We start from the raw sequence: 23,706 nt of genomic DNA on the forward strand, positions 1-23,706 counted from the left end.
GCCCCCGGAACGCCGCGCGCGACGTTTCCGGCCGCGCGCGCTTCTGTCAAACTGGCGCCCATGAAACCGCGCCTCGCCTTACCGCCTTCCTCCGATTCCGCGCCTGCGCCCGCAGGTTATCCCGACGCCGACGAACTGGCCGCGCTGCGCGCATGGTACGCGGGCATGACCGTGCGCCAGGCCGTCGAACGCTACCTGCCCGATCGTCTCGGCGAAGGGCGCTCGGCGCGCGGCGTGATCGGCGGGATTCGCCGCCGCCTCGTGCGCGTCGCGCGACAGGCCGGCCGGCCCGATCTCGCGGAGCGTCTCGGTCATCCCGACGGTGAGCGTATTCGGGAGGCGAAGGCGGCCGCCGAAGCGATCGGACTGCTGCGTCATGCGCGCGCGCCGGTCCCGCAGATCAGCGACGACGTCGGCCTGTGGCTGCCCGCGCGTGCGGTCACCGCGCTGCGGGCGCACGGGATCGCGACGCTCGCCGATCTCACGGTGCGGATTCCGCGCCGGCGCCAGTGGTGGCGTGCGATCGCGGGCCTCGGCGTGGCCGGTGCGCGGCACATCGAGGCGTTTTTCGCCGCGCATCCGGACCTGACCGAACGGGCGCGCGCGCTGATCGCGGCGACGCCGCGCGGCAGCATCGTGCCGTGGGAGCAGTTGAAGCTGCCGCACGAGGTCGACGGCTCGGCCGGCACGTTCCGCGCGCCGCGTGCGACCAGCACGCTCGATGCGGACAACGATTACGCGGCCGTGCACGCGTGGCTGTCGCTGCACGAATCGGCCGCGACGCGGCGTGCGTACCGGAAGGAGGCGGAGCGGCTGATCCTGTGGGCGATCGTCGAGCGCGGCCGCGCGCTGTCGTCGCTGACGACCGAGGACGCGGTCGCGTATCGCGCATTCGTGCGGCGCCCGAGCCCGCACGAACGCTGGGTCGGGCCCGTGCGGCCGCGCGGTGCGCCCGACTGGCGGCCGTTCTCGGGCGCGCTGTCCGCGCGTTCGGCGGCGTACACGCTGTCGGTGCTCGGTGCGTTGTTTCGCTGGCTGATCGAGCAGCGCTACCTGCTGGCGAATCCGTTCGCGGGCGTCAAGGTGCGCGACACGCGCGGCGCGAACGCACTCGACACGTCGCATGCGTTCACCGAAGGCGAATGGCTGCTCGTGCGCACGATCGCCGACGGGCTCGAGTTCCGCACCAGCACGGCGGCCGGTGCGCCGCAATCGGGCTGGACGCCGGCCGCCGCGCAACGGCTGCGCTTCATTCTCGATTTCGGTTATGCGACCGGGCTGCGCGCGAGCGAGCTGGTCGGCGCGACGCTCGGCGGCATCGAGACGGATGCGCACGGCGACACGTGGCTGAAGGTGGTCGGCAAGGGCGGCAAGGCCGCGCGCGTCGCGCTGCCGCCGCTCGCGCGCACGGCGCTCGACTGTTACCTGGTCGCACGCCGGCTGCCGGTCACGCCGGTGCGCTGGCGGCCCGATACGCCGCTGATCGCGAGCCTCGCGGAAGACGGCGCGGCCGCGATCACGAGCGTGCGGCTGTGGAAGGTGATGCAGCGTTTCTTCACGCAGACGGCCGATCAGGTCGAGGCCGACAACCCCGCGCTCGCGCAGAAGCTGCGGCAGGCGAGCCCGCACTGGATGCGTCATACGCATGCGACGCATGCGTTGGCGCGCGGCGCGGAGCTGACGACCGTGCGCGACAACCTGCGGCATGCGTCGATCTCGACGACGTCGATCTACCTGCACGGCGACGACGTGAAGCGGGCTCGGCAGATGTCGAGCGCGTTTGCGGCAGACAAGTAACGGCGTCGCGCCGATCCGGCAGGGGCCGCGCGCGCGTCATGCCGGTTGTCGGCCCGCGTCGGGCTGCGCGAGGTGCTGCGCCGCACGCGCCACGACCGCATGACGATCGGGCCGCACGCGCTCGAACAGCGCGGACACCGACGCGAGAATGTCCGGCGCGGCCTGCTCGGGACGTCCGCAGTCGAACGGCGGCTCGGGCGCATATTCGATGCCGAGCTGCACCGCTTGCGCGTAGGCCGGGCCGGCCAGGTCGGCCATCACCGAGAGCGCCATGTCGATGCCGGCGGTGACGCCGCCGCCCGTGACGACCGGGCCGTCGCGCACCACGCGGCCTTCGTCGACGATCGCGCCGAACGGCGGCAGCAGGTCGCGCCACGCCCAGTGGCAGGCGGCCCGCCGGCCTTGCAGCAACCCGGCCGCGCCGAGCACCAGCGACCCGCTGCACACGGAGGTAACATAGCGGGCGCCGAGCGCGAGCCGGCGCACCTCGCGGACGAATGCAGCGTCCGCGATCGCGTCGATCACGCCGAGCCCGCCCGGCACGCAGACGAGATCGGCGTGCGCGATGTCGGCGAGCCGCTCGACCTCGGCAACGGTCAGGCCGCTGTCCGCGCGAATCGATCCGCCGCGCACCGAGGCCCGCCGGATCCGCGCGCCCGGCAGACGCCAGAACACTTCGTCCGGCCCGGTGAAATCGAGCTGCGTGACATGATCGAACAATGCGAATACGACGATGAACGGCGTGGTGGCCATCATGATCTCCCCAGGTATGAGCGGCGTGTAGCATCGCGCCGCGCGCTGTCCGTCGCAATGTCATTTCTCCCGCACTTTCTGCCATGACCCATCGCGTCGCCATGCTCGTGTATCCCGGTTTCCAGGTGCTGGATGCCGCCGGGCCCGTTTCCGCGTTCGAGATGGCCGACTACGCGCGCGAGCCGTATTACGCGGTTCGCATCGTCGCGGCGCAGCCGGGGCTGGTGCGCAGTTCGTCGGGCGTGAGCTGGCACGCCGAGCCGTTGCCGGATGCGGCGGACCTCGATACGTTGCTGGTCGCGGGCGGCGACGGCGTCGATGCCGCGATGGCCGACGCAGCGACGTGCGCGTTCGTGCGGCGCTGCGCGGCGCGCGGCATCCGGGTGGCGAGTGTCTGTTCGGGCAGCCTGCTGCTGGCCGCCGCCGGTGTGCTGGACGGCCGGCTGGCGACCACGCACTGGGGCTGCGGCGAGCGGTTTGCCCGGGCGTTTCCGCAGGTGCGGCTCGCGCTCGACCGCATCTATGTGAACGACGGGCCGTTCTGGACGAGTGCCGGCATCACGGCCGGCATCGACCTGACGCTCGCGTTGATCGGCGAGGATCGCGGCGAGCGGCTGGCGCGCGCCGTCGCGAAACGTCTGGTCGTGTACTACCGGCGCCCCGGCGGACAGTCGCAGTTCTCGGCGCTGATCGAACTCGACAGCGCGCAAGGGCGCTTCAAGCCGTTGCTCGACCACATCCGCCGCAATCTCGGCGCACGCTTGCGCGTGAGCGACCTGGCCGAGCAGGCGTGCATGAGCCCGCGTCAGTTCGCGCGGGCGTTCCAGACGGAAACCGGCCTAACGCCGGCCAAGGCCGTCGAGAAACTTCGCGTGGAAGCCGCTCGTGCGGCGCTTGAAAGCGGGGCGGCGTCGCTGCAGCGCGTGGCGAACGAGTGCGGTTTCGGCGATACCGAAAACATGCGGCGCAGCTTTCATCGCTGGCTGGGCGTCGCGCCGTCGGCATTGCGTTCGTAGGCGGGCGTTGTCGCATTGTTACGTCGTCGATCGCGATCGTCTCGCTCGGCCGCGCGCCGTCATGTGACTGTCACGACACGACACGCAGCGTGTTGCGGGCCGCGAATGCCTGCACGTGCCTGAATGCGTCCGAATGCGCGTTCCGCCGACGAATGGATGACGCACCGCAGCGCATCCGCCGATCAGGCGGAACGGTCGGGCGCACGCAGCGGTCATACACCTTTTGCAAGGAGCAGGGATGGCATCGAGCCAGGGGACAGTCGATTTCATCGTCGAACAGATGGCGGCGGCCGGCACGGTATCGGCGCGCAAGATGTTCGGCGAGTACGGTATCTATTGCGACGGCAAGATGGCGGCGCTCGTCTGCGACGATCGGCTGTTCGTCAAGCCGACGCCCGAAGGCCGCGCGTTTCTCGGCACGTGCGAGGAAGGTTCGCCGTACCCGGGCGCGAAGCCGCACCTCGTCATCTCGGGCGAGCGCTGGGACGATCGCGAATGGCTGTCGGCGCTGATCCGGATCACCGCCGCGCAGTTGCCGGTGCCGGTAAAGCGGCGTCGATAACGGCCTTTTCGCGTGCAATGTTGCGCTGCGGCCAGGCGTATTCTGTGACACATGCGCGCGACCATCGCGCGCCAGGCGGGAGCACAAGAATGAAGACATCCGGACATCCGCGCGGCACGTGGCTCGCCCGCCGCGCCTGGTACGCGCTCGTCGCGGCCCTGTGTACGGGCTGGAGCGCGCTGTCGTTCGGCGCGGACGATGCGGCGGCGCTGCTCGACCGTTACCGCAGCCTCGGCGCGCAACTGAAGGACAACGCGTTTCACCGGCCGCTGGTGCTCGAATCGACGGAAGCGTCGTCGTCGCTGAAGGGCGACATCTACGCGGTGGTCGACTATCCGTTCGCGGTCGTGAGCGGCCAACTCGACGATCCCGCGCAGGGCCCCGCGAACTGGTGCGCGGTGCTGATCCTGCACCTGAACACGAAATACTGTCATGCATCGGGCGGCGGCAACGGCCCGGTGCTCGACGTGAACCTCGGCCGCAAGATCCAGCAGAAGCTGTCCGACACCTATCGCGTGCAGTTCCGCTATCGCGTGGCGGCCGCATCGCCCGACTATTTCCAGGTCGACCTGACCGCCGACAGCGGCCCGATGGGCACGAAGGATTACCGGATCGCGCTGGAGGCCGTGCCGGTCGGCGCGTCGCGCACGTTCCTGCATCTCACGTATTCGTATGGTTTCGGCACGGTCGGCCGCATGGCGATGAAGACCTACCTCGCGACCGTCGGCAGCGACAAGGTCGGCTTCACGAACGTCGGCGGATCGGCCGCGCAGCCGCAGTACGTCGGCGGCGTGCGCGGGCTGCTGGAGCGCAACACGATGCGCTACTACCTCGCGATCGATGCGTATCTCGCGACGCTCGACAAGCCGCTCGACCAGCGCCTCGCGCGCTGGTTCGACGCGACCGAGCAGTATCCGCAGCAACTGCACGAGGTCGAGCGCGGCGCGTATCTGCAGATGAAAGCGCAGGAGGTGCAGCGGCAGCAGGCGGCGCGATGACGGTGTGGTTCCCGGTCGCGCCGCCGCGCGTCAGTTCGACGCGCCGCCGACCGTGCGGATGCTGTGCCACTGCCCCTGTTCGACGCGGAACAGCGTGTACGGCGGCTTGATCAGGTCGCCGCGCTCGTCGAACGAGATCTTTCCGGTCACGCCGGTGACCGATACGCCGGGCAGGCTCGCGACGATCTTGCCGCGATCGAGCGAATCGGCCTTGCGTACCGCCGCGATCATCGCGAGCGCCGCGTCGTACGAGAACGGCGCATAGAGCTCGACATCCTGGTTGAAGCGTGCCTTGTACCGCTGCGCGAACGCGACGGCGGACGGCAGCTTGTCGAGCGCCGGCCCCGGTTCGAGATCCTGCGTGCCTTCGCCCGAGGTGCCGGCGATCTTCAGGAATGCATTGCTTTTCAATGCGCCGGCGCCGAACAGCTGCGCGCGGATGCCGAGCGAGCGCATCTGCTTGACGAGCATCGCGCCCTGTTCGTCGAGGCCGCCGAAGAACAGCAGGTCGACGTTGTTGCTCTTCATCGTCGTCAGGATCGCGCGGAAATCGACGGCCTTGTCGTTCGTGTATTCGCGCGACACGATGCTGCCGTGCGCATCCTTCACGCCCTTCTCGAACGCGTCGGCGAGACCCTGGCCGAACGCGGTGCGATCGTCGATGATGCCGATCCGTTTCGCCTTCAGCTGCTCGACCGCGAAACGGCCGGCCACCACGCCGCCGACGCCGTCGTGCCCCATCGTGCGGAACACGTTCTTGAAGCCTTGCATCGTCAGCTGCGGATTGGTCGAGCCGGGCGTGATCATCGCGACGTTCGCCTGCTTGTAGACGGCCGACGCGGGAATGCTGCAGCCCGAGTTGTAGTGGCCGATCACGCCGACCACGCCGTCGTCGACGAGCTTCTGCGCGACCTGGATCGCGATGCGCGGATCGGCCTGGTCGTCCTGCACGTCGAGCACGTCGAGCACGAAGCGCACGGGCTTGCCGCCCACGGTCGGATGTTTCGCGTTTTCTTCGTCGAGCGCGAGTTGCGCGCCGTATTGCAGATCCTTGCCGACGCGCGCGACGGGCCCCGTCAGTGGGCCGGCGAAGCCGATCTTGACGGTTTCCGGGTCCGCGGCCTGCGCGGATGCGCCGACCGTGCCGATCGAGCAGACGGCCAGCCAAGCCAGCCAGTTACGACGATTCATGATGGATGCCTCCTTGCAGTGGTGAAAGTCGCGGCGCGCGTCAGAATCGCGCGGCCCGGTACGGTGCGAGGTCCAGCGGCGGTGCGCGCTGGGCGACGAGGTCGGCGACGATTTGCCCGGTGATGCCGGCGAGCGTCACGCCGAGATGCTGATGGCCGAATGCATGGATCACGCGCGCGCTGCGCCGCGCGCGGCCGATCACGGGCACGCCGTCCGGCAGCGTCGGCCGGAAGCCGAGCCAGCTGCGCGTCGGTGCGCCGAGCGACGGCACGGCTTCGCGCGCGGAACGCGTGAGCAGCGCGACGAGCGACGGATTCATCGGCGCGTCGAAGCCGCCGAGTTCGACGGTGCCGGCCGCGCGCAGCCCTTCGTCGAGCGGCGTCATGTAGAAGCCGCGCTCGGCCCAGCCGACCGGCCGCGAGACGATCGGCTCGTGCGCGCCGAATTGCACGTGATAGCCGCGCTCGGTATCGAGTGGCACCGTATCGCCGCACGCGGCCGCGAGTGCGCGCGAGCGGGCGCCGGCGGCAATGACGACGTGATCGAACGCGCGCACGGCACCGCCCGCATGCACGTTCACGCTGTCGCCGGCGGGCTCGATCCGTTCGACGCGCGCGCGTTCGAGCGCGGCGCCGCCGGTGGCGAGGTGCGCGAACAGGGCGCCGAGGAATCCGCATGGATCGGAGAAGTGCCAGCTTCCGACGAACAGCACGCCGCGCGTGAAGATCGGCGCGAGTGCGGGCTCGAGCCGGCGGATCGCGCTCGCGTCGAGCGTTTCGAACGGCACGCCGAGCCGGCGCCGCAGCGCGAGCGACGGCTGCGCGGCGTCGAACGACGCCTGCTGCGCATACAGGTACAGGCATTCGCGCGGCCGCACGAACGCGGCGAGCCGCGACGGTGCAAGCAGCGGCGCATAACCGTCGGCGGCGCGCGATAGCAGCGCGGCCAGCGCGGTCGCGCTGCGTGCGTGGCGCGCGGGCGTCGATGCGAGCAGGAACCGCGCGAGCCACGGCGCGCCGTGCAGCAGGTACGGCCAGCGGATGCGCAGCGGGCTGTCGGCGGCGAACAGGAAGTGCGGCATGTCGCGGAACACCGACGGGCCGTTCACCGGCACGCAGCCGTACGGCGCGAACGTCGCGGCATTGCCGAACGACGCGCCCTGGCCGATGCCGGCCGGATCGAACAGCGTCACGCGATGCCCGTCGCGCTGCAGCCATGCCGCCGCGCCGAGCCCGATGAAGCCTGCACCCACGATGGCGACATTCGCCATGACGCGTTCCCTCCGGTCCACATGATTCACACAAAGTTGCGATCAAGAATCACACAGTAATTTTTTGTGTGCAATCAAAATGAGATTGTGTGGCGCTAGTGTTTACCCGATTCCAACTGGCTGATTCGACAGACTTTTCAACTGACGTTTGACGGAAGGGGGATGTCGGATACAATCGCTGGGCAGGTCAAAATGGCAGACAAACGCTTTTTGTGTGGTCACGGGCGATAAATGGCATCAGACAAACTTTCCGGCGAGCGCGACGGCGGCGCGCCGGCGCAGGCGAAGCGGCCGACCTACGTCGAGGTATCGAGCTCGATCGAGGAGGAAATCCGCAGCGGCATGTATCCGCCGGGCAGCCGCCTGCCGCCGCAGCGCCAGCTCGCGACCGAGCTCGGCATCAACGTGTCGACCGTGTCCCGTGCGTACAAGGAATTGCAGCTGCGCGGCCTCGTGATCGGCAGCAAACGGCGCGGCTCGCTCGTCACCGGCGGCGCGATGCCGAGCATCGAGCCGGCCCGCGCGTCGCTCGCGGCGGGCAACGGCGTGATCGACCTGACGGTGAACCGCCCGGCCACCGGCGAGTTTCTCGCGAGCCTCGCGCAGACGTTCGGCACGCTGCCGAACGACCCGCGTTTCGCCGCCCTCCAGGAATACCAGCCGCCGCAGGGCCCCGACTGGGCGCGTGCCGCCGGCGCGCAGTGGCTCGCCGCGCCGGGCTTCGTGCCGTCGCGCGACCAGGTGGTCGTCACGAGCGGCGCGCAGCACGGGCTGTACGCGGTGCTGAACAGCCTGATCGGCACCGACGGCGTGATCGTGGCCGACCGCCTCACGTATTACGGGCTCAAGGCGCTCGCGCCGGTGTTCCAGTTCGAGATCGTCAGCGCGCCCGCCGACGACGACGGCCTGCTGCCCGACGAGATCGAGCGGATCTGCCAGCGCATGCCGGTCAAGGCGATCTTCGTCGTGCCGAACCTGCAGAACCCGACCGTCACGACGATGAGCCTCGCGCGCCGGATGGCGCTCGTCGACATCGCGCGCCGCCATCACGTGACGATCATCGAGGACGACGTGTACGGCCCGCTCGTGCGCGACCGGTTGCCGGCGATCGCGGGGCTGTGCCCCGAGCTGACGTTTCATATCGGCGCGACGTCGAAGATCCTCGCGCCGGGGCTGCGCCTCGGTTACCTGAGCTGCCCGCGCGACAGCGTTGCACTGTGCGCGGAGGCGGTGCGCACGACCGCATGGATGCCGGCCCCCACGTCGATGCTGATCGCGACCGTGTGGATCGAGGACGGCACCGCCGAGCGGATCATGGGCGCGCAACTCGCGGAGATCCGCGCGCGCGTCGATCTCGCGCGGGAGCTGCTGCCGGCCGGCCAGCTGAAATCCGACCCGGCGTGCATGTTCGTGTGGTTGCGCCTGCCGCCGCCGTGGCGCGCCGACGACTTCGCCGCGAACGCGAAGGCGCGCGGCGTGATCGTGATGCCGTCGTCGACGTTCGCGGTCGATCGCGCGGAGATCGAGCACGGCGTGCGCATCAACCTCGCGTGCCCGGCCTCGCGCGACGAACTCGTCAACGGGCTGCGGATTCTCGCCGGCACGTTGAAGGACCGGCCGCGCGCGCTGTTCGGTTCGATCTGACGGCGGCCGCTCAATCGAGCAACCCCGCGACGACGTCGACGATCCGCTGCAGCAGCGCTTCGTCGTAAGGCAGCCACGGCACCGCGCGCAGCGGCGACGGCGGCGGCTCGATCGCGGCATCGACGGGTTCGCCGTCGCGCATCACACGTCCGGTCGCGCAATGCACCGACCACGCGCCGACGCGCACATGCCGTTCATCGATCGTCATCTTCCCTTGCGCCACCGGCCCGGCGAACACGAGCGACAGCACGTGCCGGCGATGCCGCGCCATTGTGCCCAGCGGCACGTCCGACAACCGGTTCAGGCGCTGCCAGCGTTGTGCTTCGAGCTCGCGTTGGCGCACCGGGTCGACCGTGAGCGCGGCCGTCGCCGCGCGTGTTGTGTCGTCGTCGAGCGCGAACGCGGCGACGCTGACGAGCAGATCGACCGCGCGCGCCACTTCCGAGAACACCACGCGATCGATTTCGCCGATCGGCAGCGGTATCCAGTGCCGGTCGTGCCGGCGTTCGAAGTGCAGCCGGCGCGACGTGCCGTGGCTTTCCGAGCCCGGATAGAGCCGCGCATCGACGAAGAAGGTCGCGCGCACGTCGCCGAATTCGCGGACGAGCCCGTCGTCGTACGCGCGGATCGACCAGCCTTCGCGACGCGCGACGCCGACCAGCGGCCGGCTCGACAGCACGTGGCCTTCGAACATTGCGGAATCGCTGGCGGACGCGTCGCCGTCGGCCGGTACGTAGTATTCGCGGAAGGCCTGCCTGACCGGCTGCCGCAGCGTGCGGCCGACGATCGCGCGTTGCCACGCGAGCCGCTCGTCCGCATCGGCCAGCAGCGGATGCCATAGCCGGATGTCGCTGTCGCCGGCGATGTCGATCGCGTGCCCGGCCGCGTCGCGCAGCACGACCTTGCCCTTTGCGATCTCGGGCATGAACGACTGCGTCGACCCATCGCGGCCTCGCGCGTGCCAGATCGTGCGTGCCGCGAACGCGGCGCCGGCCGGCGCATCGACGAGGCGCTCGCGCCATTCGGCGTGGCCGAGCGTCATCGACTGCCAGAAGCCGGCTTCCATGCAGGTCGCGAGCATCGCGAGCTGTTTCTTGTCGGGCTTTGCGTCGAGCGTCATGCGCAGCGCGGTGTGCGGCCGCTCGCCGAGCGCGCGTTCGGCCGGCTTCAGGTTGCGTGCCAGCTTCTTCTGCACGCCGGCGTGACGCACGATGGCGAGTGCGTCGCGCAGCGCGCGCACGCCTTCGGGGGTCGGGATCGTCTCGACCGCGTGGCCGAGCGCGATCGCGAGCGACTGGGACGGCGCGGTCTTCGCGGCCGTCGGCGCGACGCACACGCCGGTCAGCAGCGGCCCGATCAGCGGGCGCAGCCACGCTTCGTCGCGATAGGCGGCCACACGGGCGGCGCGGGCGACGACCTGCGCGTCGTCGGTCGTGAATGCACGATCGGCCTCGTATGGGGCGGCGCCCGCATGGAGCGCCGCCACGTGTTGCGCGGCTTCCGTCAGCGCATCGCGCGCGAACGCGACATACGCGGCGTCTTCCGCGAGCGTGACGGCCGGATCGCTCAAGTCGAGCCACAACCGCCTCGGCGCGAAATAACCGTTGTTCGTCGCGGCCAGCGCGAGCAGCCCGGCCAGCCCGAGTTCGGGCAGCACGTCGAGTTCGCGCACGCGAAACGGCGAATCCGCCAGAGCCCGCGCATACGTGTCGCGTCGCGCGGAGAAGTCGCGGCGGCCGGCGAACCGGTCGAGCGTATACACGCCATACGTGCTGGACTCGGTGCGCACGTCGCCTTCCTCCGGCTCGCCCGCGATGCGCGCGAGTTCGGCCTGCAGCGCGGGCGACGGCGGCGCGTCGAGGCAGGGCAATTCCTCCAGTGCACGTTTCCAGCCGCCGGCCGGGATGTCGCGGAACAGTTCGAGCGCGGCATCGGCGTCGACGAGCGGCACGAGTCCGAGCGCATCGATCTGCCGGTGCAGCCAGCGCGAGAAATCGGCGCGCGGATCCTCGAATGCCTGGTCGTGCAGCATGATCTCGTACTCGACACGGCGCAGGGCCGGCCAGACCGCGCCGAGTGCGTGCGCGTCGAGCGTCGACAGGTCGATCGGCGCGCCGGTGAAGTGCGGATGGTCGGTGCGGCCGGTCAGCCGCGCGACGAGCTCGTCGACGAGGGCGCGATCAGTCATCCGTGGGCCTCGGTGCCGGCCGCGTCGTTCCTGCGCCATTTCTGTACGTTCCGGGCGGTGCGGATCACGCCGCCGAGGTCGGATGCCTGTTCGATCGTGTACTGCATGGTCTGACTCCGGGAATGAAAACCGAGCGGACGCACAGTATTGCACCCCAATTGATGCGGTCGGGCGGAAGGCCGTGCGGCGGGCGTTCCGGGCCGATCCGGCCACGCTGTGTGCCGCTTCCGGCGGCCCGGCCATTTCATAAGACGTACAGTTCTCCCGCGATGCGCGATTCGCGCCGAACTGTACTCTTGTTCGCGTGGACGATGTGTGTACTCGTCGCCAACTGTTCTGCTCTTAAGATTCCATCATCAAGGGCACAGTGCCGCAGATCCAGTCGTACCGGAACCCTGTTGGCGCATCTTCAAGAGCGAGCCAGTGCGATGGAAAAGGCAAAACCGGAGGGAAAGATCAGGAACCACGATGGCCCGGTCGACGGGCGGAACCCGTGCGTATCGGATGCGCGCAGCGGGGCGGGGCGGCTGCGCAGGCCGGCGGGAGGCACGCGATGAAACTCTATGAAAAGCTCGCGGACGACATCGAGCGCCTGATCCGCCAGGGCGTGTACCGGCACGGCGACCGGATTCCGTCGGTGCGGCAGGCAAGCCAGCAGCACCGGATCAGCATCACGACCGTGCTGCACGCGTATCTGCTGCTGGAAAGCCGCGGGCTGCTCGAAAGCCGCCCGCAGTCCGGCTATTTCGTGAACCTGCGGCGCGACGACGGCCATGCGCCGGTGCGCGAGCTGCGGCCGTCGAAGCCGATCGCGATCTCGTCGTCGGTCGACGTGAGCCGGCTCGTGCTGTCGACGCTGCGCTCGATCGGCACCGACGACGCAGTGCCGCTCGGCTCGCCGTACCCGGACCCGAGCCTGTTCCCGTTCGAGAAGCTGAACCGCTATGCGTATGCAGCCGGCCGCGACAAGTCGCTGTGGGGCGTGACGGACGGATTGCCGCCCGGGCATCCGCGGCTGATCCGTCAGATTGCACGCCGCTACCTGGAAAACGGGATGTCGGTGGACCCGAACGAGATCATCGTGACGGTGGGCGCGACGGAGGCGATCAACCTGTGCCTGCAGGCGGTGGCGAAACCGGGCGACACGATCGCGGTGGAATCGCCGACGTTCTACGCGATGCTGCACGCGATCGAGCGGATGGGGATGAAGGCGATCGAGGTCGCGACGCATCCGGAATACGGGATCGACATCGCGGCGCTGGCCGCGATCGCGAAGTCGCAGCCGATCGCCGCGTGCATGGTGATGCCGAACTTCCAGAACCCGCTCGGCTTCCAGATGCCCGACGAACGCAAGCGCGAACTGGTCGAGTTCGCGACGAAGGCCGGAATGCCGCTGATCGAGAACGGTGTGTATAACGAACTGTATTTTGGCGATGCACATCCGAGTTCGTTGAAGTCGTATGACCGCAACGGGATCGTGCTGCATTGCTCGTCGTTCTCGAAGAGCCTGACGGCCGCGTACCGGATCGGCTGGGCGCTGCCGGGCCGTTATCGCGATCAGGTCGAGAAGCTGAAATTCCTGAACACGCTCGCGACGCCGTCGTTGCCGCAGCTCGCGATCGCGGAGTTTCTCGAACGCGACGGTTACGAGCATCACCTGCGGCGCTTGCGCAAGGCGTATGCGCAGCAGGCGAACCTGATGCGGGCGATGGTGTCGCGGTTTTTCCCGGAGGGCACGCGCATCTCGAGTCCGGCGGGGGGGTATGTGCTGTGGGTCGAGTTGCCCGCGCAGGTCGATGCGATGCGGCTGTACCAGCTCGCGCTGGAGCAGGGCATCACGATCGGGCCCGGCTACATGTTCTCGATCACAGACAACTACCGGAACTTCATCCGCCTCAACTACAGCAGCCCTTGGTCGCCGGAGATCGAGCAGGCGGTGATTGCGGTGGGGAAGCTCGCCTCGGCTTGCATGAAGTGACGGGGGCGTGTTGTTGCTCGAGGGGGCATGACGAAGCCGGCTTGGGGCCGGCTTTGTTTCTGGTTTGGCGGGGGGAGGGCGATGAGCTTTGCCGCGTTGGCGTTGGCATGACAACGCCACACTGTTGAAGCTGCCATGCAGGCGTCGCTGCGCGGATTTGGGGTAATGCCGGTGAAGCCTCGAGTGTCAGATACCGTTGCGAGTGAACGAGTTGTACGTTTTGCATAACGAAACAGCAAACTCAGACCCCGGTCAGTATGCTCGCTGCTCGGTGTCTCCTGCAGGTCAAATCATGGAATAAGCAGCAACTTGCCAGAAGTCTTACGGCTCCACATATCGGCTTGAGCTTTTGCCGCATCCGCCAACGCGTATACGCCGCCATTGTGTACCTTGAGAACCCCTTCACGCACCCAACTGAACAGCTGCGCTGCATGCGAGCGCAGCAACTCCGGGGTCCGAATATGGTTCGCGAAAGAGGCATAACCGATCTTGATGCTCCTGGGTAGCCGGAACAGCTCTATCGTCGCATCTGCTCCTAGAACCGGTCCGTACCAGCAAAAGGTACCTGAATAACGCAACACATCAAGCGACGCCTGGAATGTCGTCGGTCCCGAGCCGTCGTACACCACATGCACGCCGTCTCCTCCCGTCATGTCCATCACGGCATCAACGAAATTGCCCTCGCGATCCACAATTACATGATCCACACCGGCGGCTTTAGCTAACGCAGCCTTAGATTCCGACGAAACACGGCCAATGACTGTACCGCCACGCAACTTGATGATTTGAGCCAACAACGAACCTACGCCCCCGGCGGCGGCATGCACCAGTGCGATATCGCCCTGCTGGATCGGATAGAAGTCGGTGGCGAAATGACTGGCAGTGAAGCCATTCATCATGAGCGACGCCGCGACACGGTCGTCAATGTCGTCTGGCACCTGCGCTAGCGCAGCCGCCGGCAGCACGACCTTTTCCGCATAGCTGCCTGGCGCATATGCCCAAGCCACACGCTGACCGACCTCAAGATCGGACACGCCCTCACCCAGTGCCAGCACACGTCCCGCACCCTCCACGCCAATTATTTTAGGATTGGGCATGTTGGTCCAGGCCATTCCTTGGCGAACTCCAATATCCATGAAATTCACGCCAGCCACAGCGATGCCGACCAGCACTTCATCCGGACCAGGAACCGGATCATTTCGCTCGACATACTCAAGCATGTCTACATCGCCAACGCCGTTCATCACCACTGCTCTCATCACACCCTCCAATACTGGAATGATTGTTCCATTAAAAGGCAAAAAATTTTCACATCAAGACTCGCATCGCCAACCGGCCTAGGGATGCCAATTCCGGATCGCTGGCACCTCCGCGTGCCGACAACCGAATAGCAGCAATATTTGCAACCAGAAAGCTTGCAGCCTGTTCGGCGTCAACTTCCCGTGAAACGTCACCTTGTGCCTGGGCCTCCTGCACCCTTTTTGTCAGCGCCTTGAGCAAGAATTTACCGATCCCTTCGCGCAATATCGTCAGTTCCGGCTCCGAGTCTCCGAACTCGCTGATTGAACCCACACCCAAACAGGGCCGACGGGCCTCATGCACGACGCGATTCATCATCGCGCGCAAACCGTCGATGGCCTTGTGACCTTGATTCAGCGCGTCAAGGTGCGCCTGACGTTCGGTGTCACCGTATCGCTTTACTGCTGCGCAATAGAGCCCCCACTTGTCGCCAAATGTGTCGTACAAGCTTTGTCGACCGATCCGCATTGCTTCGACCAGCATGCCGGCCGAGGTGCCTGCATAGCCATGCGAGCGAAAGACGTCGATTGCGGCGTCTAGGACCTGGTCAATATCGAACTCTTTGTTTCTAGCCATGAGGCCATTCTATCGATACTGGAACAAACAGTCAAAATAAGGTGATGTTCCGGGCTGGCCATAGATTCAACTACGCAGGTTCGCGAGTGTCGGCAATGGGAGGTGCATCTGCTCCACAGCCCCACATCACCGAATGCTGGCTTTGGCCGACGTCCCTCCATCCCGCATCCGGCAGGTTCCGAAGTAAACTGACCATCGGAATGGCGTCTTTCTGTGTTGCGTGAATGGCAACTATTCGCCGAACTGAGTCAGCCGATCTGGCGCCGTCTGTTTGATCTAGTCCATCCTTGTACAAATTCTTCGATCTCGTGCAGGCTCAGTGCGAACCGGACAGACCGCCGAACCGCCAGACTCATAACCGATGAAGGGGACCGGTGCAGATACTGCCTGCATGTATCGGATGGCGGCGAGAACGCGAGCGCCTCGCCTGCATCCATATCCGTTGACTGAATGACCAACGTCTCTTCCGAAAGTCAGAAGACCGCCAGTCCGCCAACAGCATGCCTGACATCCTCAATCATCCGACCTCACCGGACGTCATCGCCGAGCGTACCGTACGACGTGCCCGCCGTCGGCGAAGCACGAATGCGAAGACACCGAGCAGCACGACAACCACCGGCGCCGCGAGCATCAGCGGCCGGGCCCGCACGAGCAGCGGAACCGGGCCGCCGCTGCGCGCGACGGCCACGTCGTCGGGCGTCACGGTCACGTTCGCGTTGCCGTACTGCGCGAGCACGTAGTTCGCGATCGCGGCGACCTGATCGTCCTTCAACGGCTGGACGTAGGAATCCTCACCGAACGAGGGCATCAGCACGTGCTGGCCGCCCGCGTCTCGATCGACACCGTACAGGATCGCCGCAATCAGGTTCGACGGATTGCGCGAGCCCGTGGCGGTATTGTTCGACAGCGACGGATAGGCCTGACTCGGGCTGCCCTTGCCGTTGGCCTGGTGACAGCTCGCGCAGTAACCGCTGAACAGCGCTTCACCCGTCGTCAGCGTACCGTTCGCATTCAACGCGGTCGTGCCGCGCAACGTCGCTTCGCTGCTGACCGCGCGGCCGTGCGCGAATGCCGGTTCGGATTCGTGCTCGTCGCGGATCGGCTTCGTGCTGCGCAGATACGTGACGATCGATTTCAGGTCCGCGTCCGACAGATACTGCAGGCTGTTCTGCACGGCCTCCGCCATTGGCCCGGCCGCCTGGTTCTTGCCGGGTGCGCGGCCGGTCTTCAGGTACGACACCAGCTCGTCGTCGGTCCATGCGCCGATGCCGCTCACCGGATCCGACGTGATGTTCGGCGCATACCACGCGCCGAGCTGTGCACCGCCCAGGTTGCGGCTGAAGTCTTCGGCCATCAGCGCATTGCGCGGCGTATGGCACGCACTGCAGTGCGCGAGCACATTGGTCAGGTACGCGCCGCGATTCCACTGCGCATCGTGCGCCGGATCGGCTTCGAAACGCTTGTCCGACAGGAACAGCATGTTCCAGCCCGTCATCGCGACGCGCATGCCGAACGGGAACGGCAGGTTCGTCGCGGGTGCGGGCTCGTCGACCGGCTTCACGGCGTGCATGAAGTAGCTGTAGAGCGCGTGCACGTCGTTGTCGCTGAGGCCGCTGTACGACGTATACGGCATGGCCGGATACAGGCGCGCGCCGTCCGCGCGTACGCCTCCGCGCAGCGCGCGTGCGAACTGCACCTCGGTGTAGTTGCCGATGCCGGCCGTTTTCGACGGCGTGATGTTGCTCGAATAGATCTGCCCCATCGGCGACGCGATACCGTATCCGCCCGCGAACGGCTTGCCGCCGTCGAGCGCCGTATGGCACGCCATGCAGTCCGCCGCGATCGCGAGTTGATGGCCTTTTTCGATCAGCGCGGCGTCGGCCGACGTCGACGCCGCGCCAGTCGCTGTTTCCTGCGCGAACGCGGGCGTGCTGCCGACGCTGCCGAACAGCGCGAGTGCGATGGCCGCGCGGTAGCCGGCGCCGCGCAGCGTGCGAAGTTGTCGTTGGATCGTGTGTGTCATCGAATCAACCCTTCGCGAGGCTCGCGGAAATCGAATCCGCAGCCTTCAGGCCGAGGGCCGCCATCGACAGCGTCGTATTGACGACGGACGCCGACGGCATCGCGCCGCCGCCTGGCAACCACAGGTTCGCGTGATCGTGCGTGCGGCAGTCGCCGTCGACGACCGAGTTCTTCGGATCGGAGCCCATGATGGTGCCGCCCATGATGTGATTGTTCGCGTTCAGCGTCTTCGTGATGTTGAACTCGACCGCGTCGAACAGGCTGCCGATATGCGTGAGCTGCTTGCATGCCGCGTCGTAGCCACGCCGCACATAGTCGCCGACGTCGTAGTGAATGTCGGGGCACGCGAGGCCGAGCGGATCGAAGCGTGTCTTGCTGAGCGTCAGGCGGTTGTTCGGGTCCGGCAGCGGTTCGAGGCTGATCGACAGGTCGACGCCGTAGATCGCGCGGCGCCGGATTTCCTCGTCGAGCGCCTTGCCGACCAGGCCGAGCTTCAGCGCCTGCTGCGTGGCCGGCCCGACGCGCGAGATGTTGTTCAGGATCATCTTGTTCGCCGAATACTGCCCGCGGAAATCGCCGTCGCGCGGGCCGACGATACAGCTGCTCTGCGCGGGGCCACGGCCGAGCCACATCGGCTCGTTCGCGAGGAACGTGCAGTGGAAGCCCGAGTGATCCATCATGTTGCGCCCGACCTGGTCCGAGCCGTTCGCGATGCCGTGCGGATTGCGTTCGTTCGCGGCCAGCAGCAGCAGGCGCGGCGTCTCGATGCCGTTGCACGCGAGCACGAACATCTTGCCGCTGGCCTTGTGCGACTTGTGCGACGCGTCGTACCAGTGCACGGCCGTCACGCGATTGTTCGCATCGGTGTCGATCTTGTAGACGACCGATTCGGCGAGCACTTTCGCACCCTTGCGCTCCGCGCGCTCGATGTGGTGGATACCGCTGTACATCGCGCCGATCGGGCAGATCGGCTGGCAATTGTTGTTGCCGCAGCAGACCGGACGGCCATGCCAAGGCCGCGTGCTGCGCGCCTGCGGAATCGGGATCGACCGGTAGCCATGCGCATTGACGATTTCGGCGAAGCGCCGGTCGCCATGGCCCCACGGCACCATGTCCATCGGATACGGGCGGCTGCGCTGCGCCGGCGACTGCATCGCCGGATCGCTCGGCCCGGCGACGCCCATTTCCTCTTCCGCGCGGCAATAGTACGGCTCGAGGTCGTCATAGGAGATCGGCCAGTCGCGGCCGACACCGTAAGTCGACTTCATCCGGAAATCGACCGGTAGGTGCCGCCAGCTCGACGCGGCCCAGTGCCACGTCGTGCCGCCGACGGTGCGCAGATAGCCCTGCTGGAAACTCTGGCCATCCCGTCCGCTCAGGCCGACGTAGTTGTTCTTCGGAAAATACAGCGGGGCAGGCGCATTCGGCGCCTGCGGGTAGAGCCCCTGGAAGTCGGAGCCCACGCGATTGTCGAAGGGCATGTTGCGCCAGTTCTCGACCGCCTGACCACGCTCGATGCGCAAGCCGGATTCGATGACCAGCACCGAATGCCCCTGGCTGACCAACTGGTCGGCGATCAGGCCGCCAACCACGCCGGACCCCACGATCACGACATCGGCCGATACGTCGCCGTTCGATTCAAATACAGGAGTTCTCATGAGGTTCAGGCGTGCGGTTGCGGGTGCTTGGTAGTTGCTGACGCAACCGTTTTGCGGGGCGGCGCGACATCGGCCGGTGGCGGTTCGGCGGTCCACCATAGCGGGCCGTTCGAACAATAGGTCGGTGCGCTCATTCCGTCGTGGACGGTGTCGTACATCAGCGCATCGGCATAGGCGACCATCACGGCCTTCTGGCCGTGGCCGACGGTGCCCGTGTACCACGCGGCGACGATCGCGAGCGCCGTGTCGTGCAGGCCTGCGCCGTCGGCATCGGCCAGCAGTTGCGCGGGTGTCTGGCCGGCGCGGACGCGTTGCGCCAGCGCGGCTGCACGCGTGGCAAAGCCGGGGTCCGTGCGACGGAATGCGTCGACGAGGCGAGCAGCCGTCGTCGGGTCGAGATTCGCGTGGCCGGTGAGCGCTTTCGACAGCGCGAGAAAGGTCCGGGCGTCGAACGACGGCTGCTGCGCGAATGCATGTCCGGGTGCGGCGGTGAGCAATCCGACTTGCGTCAGCGCCGCCGCCATCATTTTCAGCACCGCTCTACGGGTCATGCCGGCGCGCGCATAAATGCGCGATTCATTTTTGTGTGGGGCCATGTCGTTTTCGTCTTTTTCGCGAGTCGTTGCTCGCATGTTTTCTTTCTTCCGAATATTCCGCGTCGGGAGCCGCTCCGGGCCGAAACGACCCGAATACGTCCCCCGCGGCGCTGCGTTACCTGTCCGAGCGCATCGGCAAACGACCATTGCCGGCTGGACGAGGAATTGCAGGCGCCGCATGCGGAGATTTTTATCTGTTCACGCGAGACAGCATTCGGGCACGAGATTATGGAACCGGTTCCATTCGTGCGTCCAGTGTCTCGTTCAAATTTCATCGCAACGGCGGAGTGTATCGATATCGGTCGAATCGCGTATTTTCAACACGGTATCGGCCCGCTGCGACCGATTCAGAACAAAATCGAAAGCTTTAAGTAATTAAAACGTCGGGATTCGACTGCTGTATTGCCGAAGTGAGCAGTGCGACGGCAGCGCGAGCGTCGTCGACGATACGGTTTTGCGACAGGCGCGAGGGAGTGCGACTTACTTGATTGCCGCGGCACCGGCTGCCGCGATGACACTATCCTGCACACCCGCGCCACCGCTGGCCCCGATCGCGCCGATCAGGTGCCCGTCGATCACGATCGGGATGCCGCCTTCGCCCGCGAGAATCCCCGGGATGCTGAGATTGGCGGTCGCGCCGTTGTTGATGGCGTTTTGCAGATCCCGGGTCTGTCTGCGGAATCGAGCCGACGCGCGCGCCTTGGCCTCCGCGATTTCAACCGATGCGAGTTGCGTCCCGTCCATTTTGTCGCACGAAACCAGGTTCCCGCCGCTGTCGACCACGGCAATCGCGTATTTCCAGTTTCGGCGTCGCGCCTCCGTTTCGGCGGCGGCCATGGCGGTACGCGCCTGCGTCAGCGTGATGGGCGGGCCGTAAGGGATGTCGTATGGCAGTTGTTCGGGGACGGGCGCGGACGCGGTGGTTCGTGCTGATGCATGGGCCGCGAATATTGCGCTGGCTGCGATGAGAATCGGGAATTTATTCGAAAACATGGAGTGCCGATACGGATGTCCCTGATTACTTCAGGTGCCGGTGAATGAGAATGAACACGATGCGATTCCGCGACGATGCATTTCCCGGCTCGATTGCCGGGGCATGTCGCGATCGCGGGGAAAATATATTGCATCCTGGGTTAGCGTGCAGCGAAGCGGGGTGGTGCGTGTCGCCACGAGGTTTCCGGCGGCCAGCAGACGAACCTGCGCGGGGAGGTCCGCCCCGATATCGATCATCGCCGGCAGGGGCGTTGCGCACACATGCGGGTAGCAGAACGCTGGCCGGTCCGGCCAGCGATACCGCGGCTGGCATGTGTCGTCCGGATCAACTGAAGTGATGGCTGAACTCGAGCCACAGCGTGCGGCCGTACGGCATGTAGTAGCCCACGGTGTAGTACGGCCAGCCGGAGGAATCGTCGTGCTTGATCGTATTGAACACGTTGTTCATCACGAAGGTCAGTGACGTATCCCGCGAGAACTGGTGCGAGATGCTCAGGTTCGCGAGTGTGGTCGGCGTCAGATACGCGGTCTGGGCGGCGTTCGGTACCTTGCCGTAGCGCTCGAGCTGCACCGTCGACGTCCACTTCGGGATCGACCAGGTCAGGCTCAGCATGAGCTTGTCCGGCCATTCGGGGTTGCCGGTCGGGTTGGCGAGCGAATGCAGGAGATCCTGTACCGGGCCGTTCGTGTACTGCTGGTATTTGTGGCTCAGGACCTTGGTGAAGTTGGCGCTCAGCAGGAAGGTGCCGGCACGGCCGAGGCGAAAACGCCATTTGCCGCCGAGGTCGAAGCCCGTCGTCTTTTCCATCGCGGCGTTGATCGGGTTCACGAGGATCGTGTTGATCGCGCCGGGGTCGAGCACGGCCGTCAGCGGGTTGCGGATCACGCGGCTCAGCGCGTCCACGCAGTTGGGCGAGCTGGCGCTCAGTTGCCCCGCTCGGCACGCGGCCTCGGTTCTCAGCAGGTTGTCCGGATCGATGGTCGTCACCAGATTGTCGATGCGAATGTTGTAGTAGTCGGCCGACAGGTCGATGTCCGGCGTGGGCGCGAGCACGAAGCCGGCGCCCCATGATTTCCCGTTTTCCGGCTTCAGGTTCGCATTGCCCTTCTGAATGAAGTTCGAGCCCGGCGACACGTTCGCGTATTCGCATGAGGCGAGCGATTTCCCCGACTGGTTGCAGCGGAAGTAGTCGGTGGTCGATTCGAAATAGCCCTTCGACTGGCTCATGAAGATGTAATTCATGTCCGGCGCGCGAAAGCTCGTGCCGTAATTGCCGCGCAGCAACAGCTCGCGCAGCGGCCGGTATTCGAGCCCCAGGTCGTAGGTCAGCTTGTTGTTGCGGGTGCCCGCGAACGAGTAGTCGTCGTAGCGCGTTGCGACGTTCGCGGTCAGCTGGCTCAGGATCGGGACGCGCAGCTCGACCGCGGCTGCGTAGCGCTTGCGGTTGCCGCTCGCACCGGTCGCGCCGGCGGCGTTGTAGTAGACGCCCTGGTTCAGGGCAGGGTCGATCGAATTGCTGAAGCCTTGCGTGCCGTATTCGATCACGCCGGCGGCGCGCACGGGGCCGGCCGGCAGCGAGAACAGGTTGCCGTTGGCGGCGAGGCTGAAGGTCTGCGTCCACGTGTTGTTCCTGCTGGTCGATTCACCGTACATCGACGCGAACTGGTTCGGTGTGAGCGGGGTCGCGAAGCGTGCGGCGTTGGGCGCGTAGATCGGTGCGCCGTCGGCGGCCGTGCCGAGCTGCGGGCCGAGGTAATAGCTGTCGACGTTCGACAGCAGGCGCGGCACGGTCGCGCGGCTCTGATAGCCGGACGCGCTGTACGTGAGCTCGTAGTTCCAGCTGCTGTCGGGCACTTTGCCGCGCAGGCCGGTGATCAGGTTGCCCGCGACGTCGTTCCAGTGCTTGTTCCATACCGACGCGCCGCCGATTTCCTGGGGCGAGATGCGCTTGGTCCACGCCTCGTTCGCGCCGGTTTCCTGGTTGAAGAAATAGCCGGTCGTCGCCGCGGCCGACGTCCAGCTCGGGCCGCGCGTGTTGTTCTCGGTCTGGTTCCAGGCGGTCGACACGGAGCCGAACAGCGTGACGAGATCGCTCAGCCGGTATTCGACGCCGCCGTACAGGTTCTCGCTGACATTGTTCGTTTGCGTCGTCCAGTACGACGGCTGCGCGCCGCCGCTGCCGCAGTACGCGCCATTGCGGGTGCCGACGGTCGAGGTGCCGCCGAATGCGCCGATGCCGGCGAGCGGGCCGCACGCGCCGGCGGCGCCGACGTAGCGGCCCGTGTCGAGGTTCTGGCGCGCCCAGGTCTTGGTCGGCGGTTCGCCTTCGAGCGTCGACGACGCCATGAAGTCGCGCTGCCCCGACCAGATCGGGTTGGTCTTGCTGATCTCGAGACCGAACACCGTGCTCAGCGCGCCGAATTCCTTGCCGCCCGACACCTGCAGCCGCCCGTTGCCGCCGCCGCCGTCCCAGGTGCGGCCGCCCTTGACGTTGACCTCGATGCCGTCGATGTGCTTCTTCATGATGATGTTGACGACGCCAGCAATCGCGTCCGAGCCGTACACGGCGGAGGCCGCGCCGTTCAGGATTTCGATGCGGTCGATCATCGCCGACGGAATGTTGGCCAGGTTCACGAAGTTGACGTTGCCGTCGTACGCGATCGGGTAGTCCGCCACGCGCCGGCCGTCGACGAGCACGAGCGTGTGGTTCGGGCCGAGGCCGCGCAGGCTGAGCGCATTCGCCGCCGGCGTGAACGTGTTGCCGTAGTCGGCGCCTTGCGTGAAGCCGGTATTCTGGGTTTGCGACTGGAGCGCGTCGAAGACGTTTCGGTACCCTTTCGATTCGAGCTCCTGACCGGTAATGACGGTGACGGGCGTCGCCCCTTCCTTCTCGGAGCGTGGAATGCGCGATCCCGTCACGACAAACGCCTTCAGCGATGCGGTGGCCGGTTTTTGCGTGGCAGCCTCGCCACGGGCCGGCGCGGAGGGGCTGGCCGCATTCGGCGGCGCGGCGGCGGCTCCCGACGCGGCTTCCTGTGCCGCGACGGGCATCCAGGGTGTCGCGAGGCCGGACAGGCAGAGCGCGATTGCGCCCACGCTCTTGATATGGAGCGACGTGTTTTGCATCTTCAAGTTGTGTTGACGAGCAAGTTCAATGGTCAGCA

The 23,706-nt window shown here is 66.5% G+C and carries 17 protein-coding genes; 6 read left to right on the plus strand and 11 right to left on the minus strand.

Going from position 1 to position 23,706, the window contains the following annotated elements:
- The first annotated feature begins 60 nt into the window (after positions 1-60).
- Positions 61-1,797, plus strand: coding sequence for a site-specific integrase (locus E9536_RS21430; RefSeq protein ID WP_136470599.1), 1,737 nt, complete (start codon positions 61-63; stop codon positions 1,795-1,797).
- A 36-nt stretch (positions 1,798-1,833) separates the two neighbouring features.
- Here the strand turns inward: E9536_RS21430 and E9536_RS21435 are convergent, their stop codons facing one another.
- A complete protein-coding gene (locus E9536_RS21435; protein ID WP_136470713.1) occupies positions 1,834-2,550 on the minus strand; it encodes a DJ-1/PfpI family protein in 717 nt (238 codons plus the stop codon).
- A gap of 83 nt (positions 2,551-2,633) precedes the next feature.
- Between E9536_RS21435 and E9536_RS21440 the strand changes: the two genes are divergently transcribed.
- The 3 genes from E9536_RS21440 to E9536_RS21450 all read left to right on the plus strand — a co-directional run bounded on the left by E9536_RS21440 (position 2,634) and on the right by E9536_RS21450 (position 5,126).
- Entirely contained in the window at positions 2,634-3,566 is a 933-nt protein-coding gene (locus tag E9536_RS21440; RefSeq protein WP_136470600.1) for a GlxA family transcriptional regulator, read from the plus strand.
- Between the two features lie 238 nt (positions 3,567-3,804).
- Positions 3,805-4,128 (plus strand): TfoX/Sxy family protein, encoded by a 324-nt coding sequence (locus tag E9536_RS21445; RefSeq protein WP_021157895.1) that lies wholly within the window; start codon positions 3,805-3,807, stop codon positions 4,126-4,128.
- An 89-nt stretch (positions 4,129-4,217) separates the two neighbouring features.
- Entirely contained in the window at positions 4,218-5,126 is a 909-nt protein-coding gene (locus E9536_RS21450; protein WP_060174745.1) for a hypothetical protein, read from the plus strand.
- A gap of 30 nt (positions 5,127-5,156) precedes the next feature.
- Here E9536_RS21450 and E9536_RS21455 read toward each other — a convergent pair whose 3' ends face one another.
- Together E9536_RS21455 and E9536_RS21460 are read right to left on the minus strand one after the other, a co-directional pair.
- Positions 5,157-6,317: a branched-chain amino acid ABC transporter substrate-binding protein gene (locus tag E9536_RS21455; RefSeq protein ID WP_136470601.1), complete on the minus strand. Its 1,161-nt coding sequence runs from the start codon at positions 6,315-6,317 to the stop codon at positions 5,157-5,159.
- A 40-nt stretch (positions 6,318-6,357) separates the two neighbouring features.
- Positions 6,358-7,587, minus strand: a complete 1,230-nt coding sequence (locus E9536_RS21460; protein WP_136470602.1) for an FAD-dependent oxidoreductase — start codon at positions 7,585-7,587, stop codon at positions 6,358-6,360.
- 231 nt (positions 7,588-7,818) lie between these two features.
- Here E9536_RS21460 and E9536_RS21465 point away from each other — a divergent pair, with 231 nt between their 5' ends.
- Positions 7,819-9,231 (plus strand): PLP-dependent aminotransferase family protein, encoded by a 1,413-nt coding sequence (locus E9536_RS21465; protein WP_060084110.1) that lies wholly within the window; start codon positions 7,819-7,821, stop codon positions 9,229-9,231.
- Between the two features lie 10 nt (positions 9,232-9,241).
- Here E9536_RS21465 and E9536_RS21470 read toward each other — a convergent pair whose 3' ends face one another.
- Positions 9,242-11,419, minus strand: a complete 2,178-nt coding sequence (locus tag E9536_RS21470) for a DUF4132 domain-containing protein (protein WP_136470603.1) — start codon at positions 11,417-11,419, stop codon at positions 9,242-9,244.
- Between the two features lie 553 nt (positions 11,420-11,972).
- Here E9536_RS21470 and E9536_RS21480 point away from each other — a divergent pair.
- Entirely contained in the window at positions 11,973-13,397 is a 1,425-nt protein-coding gene (locus tag E9536_RS21480; protein WP_027792441.1) for a PLP-dependent aminotransferase family protein, read from the plus strand.
- Between the two features lie 290 nt (positions 13,398-13,687).
- On the opposite strand, the gene E9536_RS21485 is transcribed toward E9536_RS21480, so the two are convergent.
- The 7 genes from E9536_RS21485 to E9536_RS21515 form a co-directional block, all read right to left on the minus strand.
- The gene (locus tag E9536_RS21485; protein ID WP_060193689.1) at positions 13,688-14,656 is read right to left on the minus strand and encodes a quinone oxidoreductase; all 969 of its coding nucleotides are present in this window, start codon (positions 14,654-14,656) and stop codon (positions 13,688-13,690) included.
- A 49-nt stretch (positions 14,657-14,705) separates the two neighbouring features.
- Positions 14,706-15,272: a TetR/AcrR family transcriptional regulator gene (locus E9536_RS21490; protein ID WP_124841073.1), complete on the minus strand. Its 567-nt coding sequence runs from the start codon at positions 15,270-15,272 to the stop codon at positions 14,706-14,708.
- A 517-nt stretch (positions 15,273-15,789) separates the two neighbouring features.
- Positions 15,790-17,295, minus strand: coding sequence for a cytochrome c (locus E9536_RS21495; protein WP_081078869.1), 1,506 nt, complete (start codon positions 17,293-17,295; stop codon positions 15,790-15,792).
- 4 nt (positions 17,296-17,299) lie between these two features.
- Positions 17,300-18,952, minus strand: coding sequence for a GMC family oxidoreductase (locus tag E9536_RS21500; protein WP_060085601.1), 1,653 nt, complete (start codon positions 18,950-18,952; stop codon positions 17,300-17,302).
- Positions 18,953-18,957: 5 nt separating this feature from the next.
- Positions 18,958-19,728, minus strand: coding sequence for a sorbitol dehydrogenase family protein (locus E9536_RS21505; protein ID WP_247873483.1), 771 nt, complete (start codon positions 19,726-19,728; stop codon positions 18,958-18,960).
- A 300-nt stretch (positions 19,729-20,028) separates the two neighbouring features.
- A complete protein-coding gene (locus E9536_RS21510; RefSeq protein WP_136470604.1) occupies positions 20,029-20,541 on the minus strand; it encodes a heme-binding protein in 513 nt (170 codons plus the stop codon).
- Positions 20,542-20,866: 325 nt separating this feature from the next.
- Positions 20,867-23,668: a TonB-dependent receptor gene (locus E9536_RS21515; RefSeq protein ID WP_136470605.1), complete on the minus strand. Its 2,802-nt coding sequence runs from the start codon at positions 23,666-23,668 to the stop codon at positions 20,867-20,869.
- Positions 23,669-23,706 lie beyond the last annotated feature (38 nt).

This window comes from Burkholderia sp. LS-044, from assembly GCF_004803625.1.
GTDB lineage: Bacteria > Pseudomonadota > Gammaproteobacteria > Burkholderiales > Burkholderiaceae > Burkholderia > Burkholderia cepacia.

Excerpts from the sequence above, each read along its gene's own strand:
- E9536_RS21485 (WP_060193689.1), bottom strand. The coding sequence starts at position 14,656 with ATGAGAGCAGTGGTGATGAACGGCGTTGGCGATGTAGACATGCTTGAG.
- E9536_RS21440 (WP_136470600.1), top strand. The coding sequence starts at position 2,634 with ATGACCCATCGCGTCGCCATGCTCGTGTATCCCGGTTTCCAGGTGCTG.
- E9536_RS21450 (WP_060174745.1), top strand. The coding sequence starts at position 4,218 with ATGAAGACATCCGGACATCCGCGCGGCACGTGGCTCGCCCGCCGCGCC.
- E9536_RS21460 (WP_136470602.1), bottom strand. The coding sequence starts at position 7,587 with ATGGCGAATGTCGCCATCGTGGGTGCAGGCTTCATCGGGCTCGGCGCG.
- E9536_RS21500 (WP_060085601.1), bottom strand. The coding sequence starts at position 18,952 with ATGAGAACTCCTGTATTTGAATCGAACGGCGACGTATCGGCCGATGTC.
- E9536_RS21465 (WP_060084110.1), top strand. The coding sequence starts at position 7,819 with ATGGCATCAGACAAACTTTCCGGCGAGCGCGACGGCGGCGCGCCGGCG.
- E9536_RS21445 (WP_021157895.1), top strand. The coding sequence starts at position 3,805 with ATGGCATCGAGCCAGGGGACAGTCGATTTCATCGTCGAACAGATGGCG.
- E9536_RS21480 (WP_027792441.1), top strand. The coding sequence starts at position 11,973 with ATGAAACTCTATGAAAAGCTCGCGGACGACATCGAGCGCCTGATCCGC.
- E9536_RS21430 (WP_136470599.1), top strand. The coding sequence starts at position 61 with ATGAAACCGCGCCTCGCCTTACCGCCTTCCTCCGATTCCGCGCCTGCG.
- E9536_RS21515 (WP_136470605.1), bottom strand. The coding sequence starts at position 23,668 with ATGCAAAACACGTCGCTCCATATCAAGAGCGTGGGCGCAATCGCGCTC.
- E9536_RS21490 (WP_124841073.1), bottom strand. The coding sequence starts at position 15,272 with ATGGCTAGAAACAAAGAGTTCGATATTGACCAGGTCCTAGACGCCGCA.
- E9536_RS21505 (WP_247873483.1), bottom strand. The coding sequence starts at position 19,728 with ATGCGGCGCCTGCAATTCCTCGTCCAGCCGGCAATGGTCGTTTGCCGA.
- E9536_RS21470 (WP_136470603.1), bottom strand. The coding sequence starts at position 11,419 with ATGACTGATCGCGCCCTCGTCGACGAGCTCGTCGCGCGGCTGACCGGC.
- E9536_RS21455 (WP_136470601.1), bottom strand. The coding sequence starts at position 6,317 with ATGAATCGTCGTAACTGGCTGGCTTGGCTGGCCGTCTGCTCGATCGGC.
- E9536_RS21435 (WP_136470713.1), bottom strand. The coding sequence starts at position 2,550 with ATGGCCACCACGCCGTTCATCGTCGTATTCGCATTGTTCGATCATGTC.
- E9536_RS21510 (WP_136470604.1), bottom strand. The coding sequence starts at position 20,541 with ATGTTTTCGAATAAATTCCCGATTCTCATCGCAGCCAGCGCAATATTC.
- E9536_RS21495 (WP_081078869.1), bottom strand. The coding sequence starts at position 17,295 with ATGACACACACGATCCAACGACAACTTCGCACGCTGCGCGGCGCCGGC.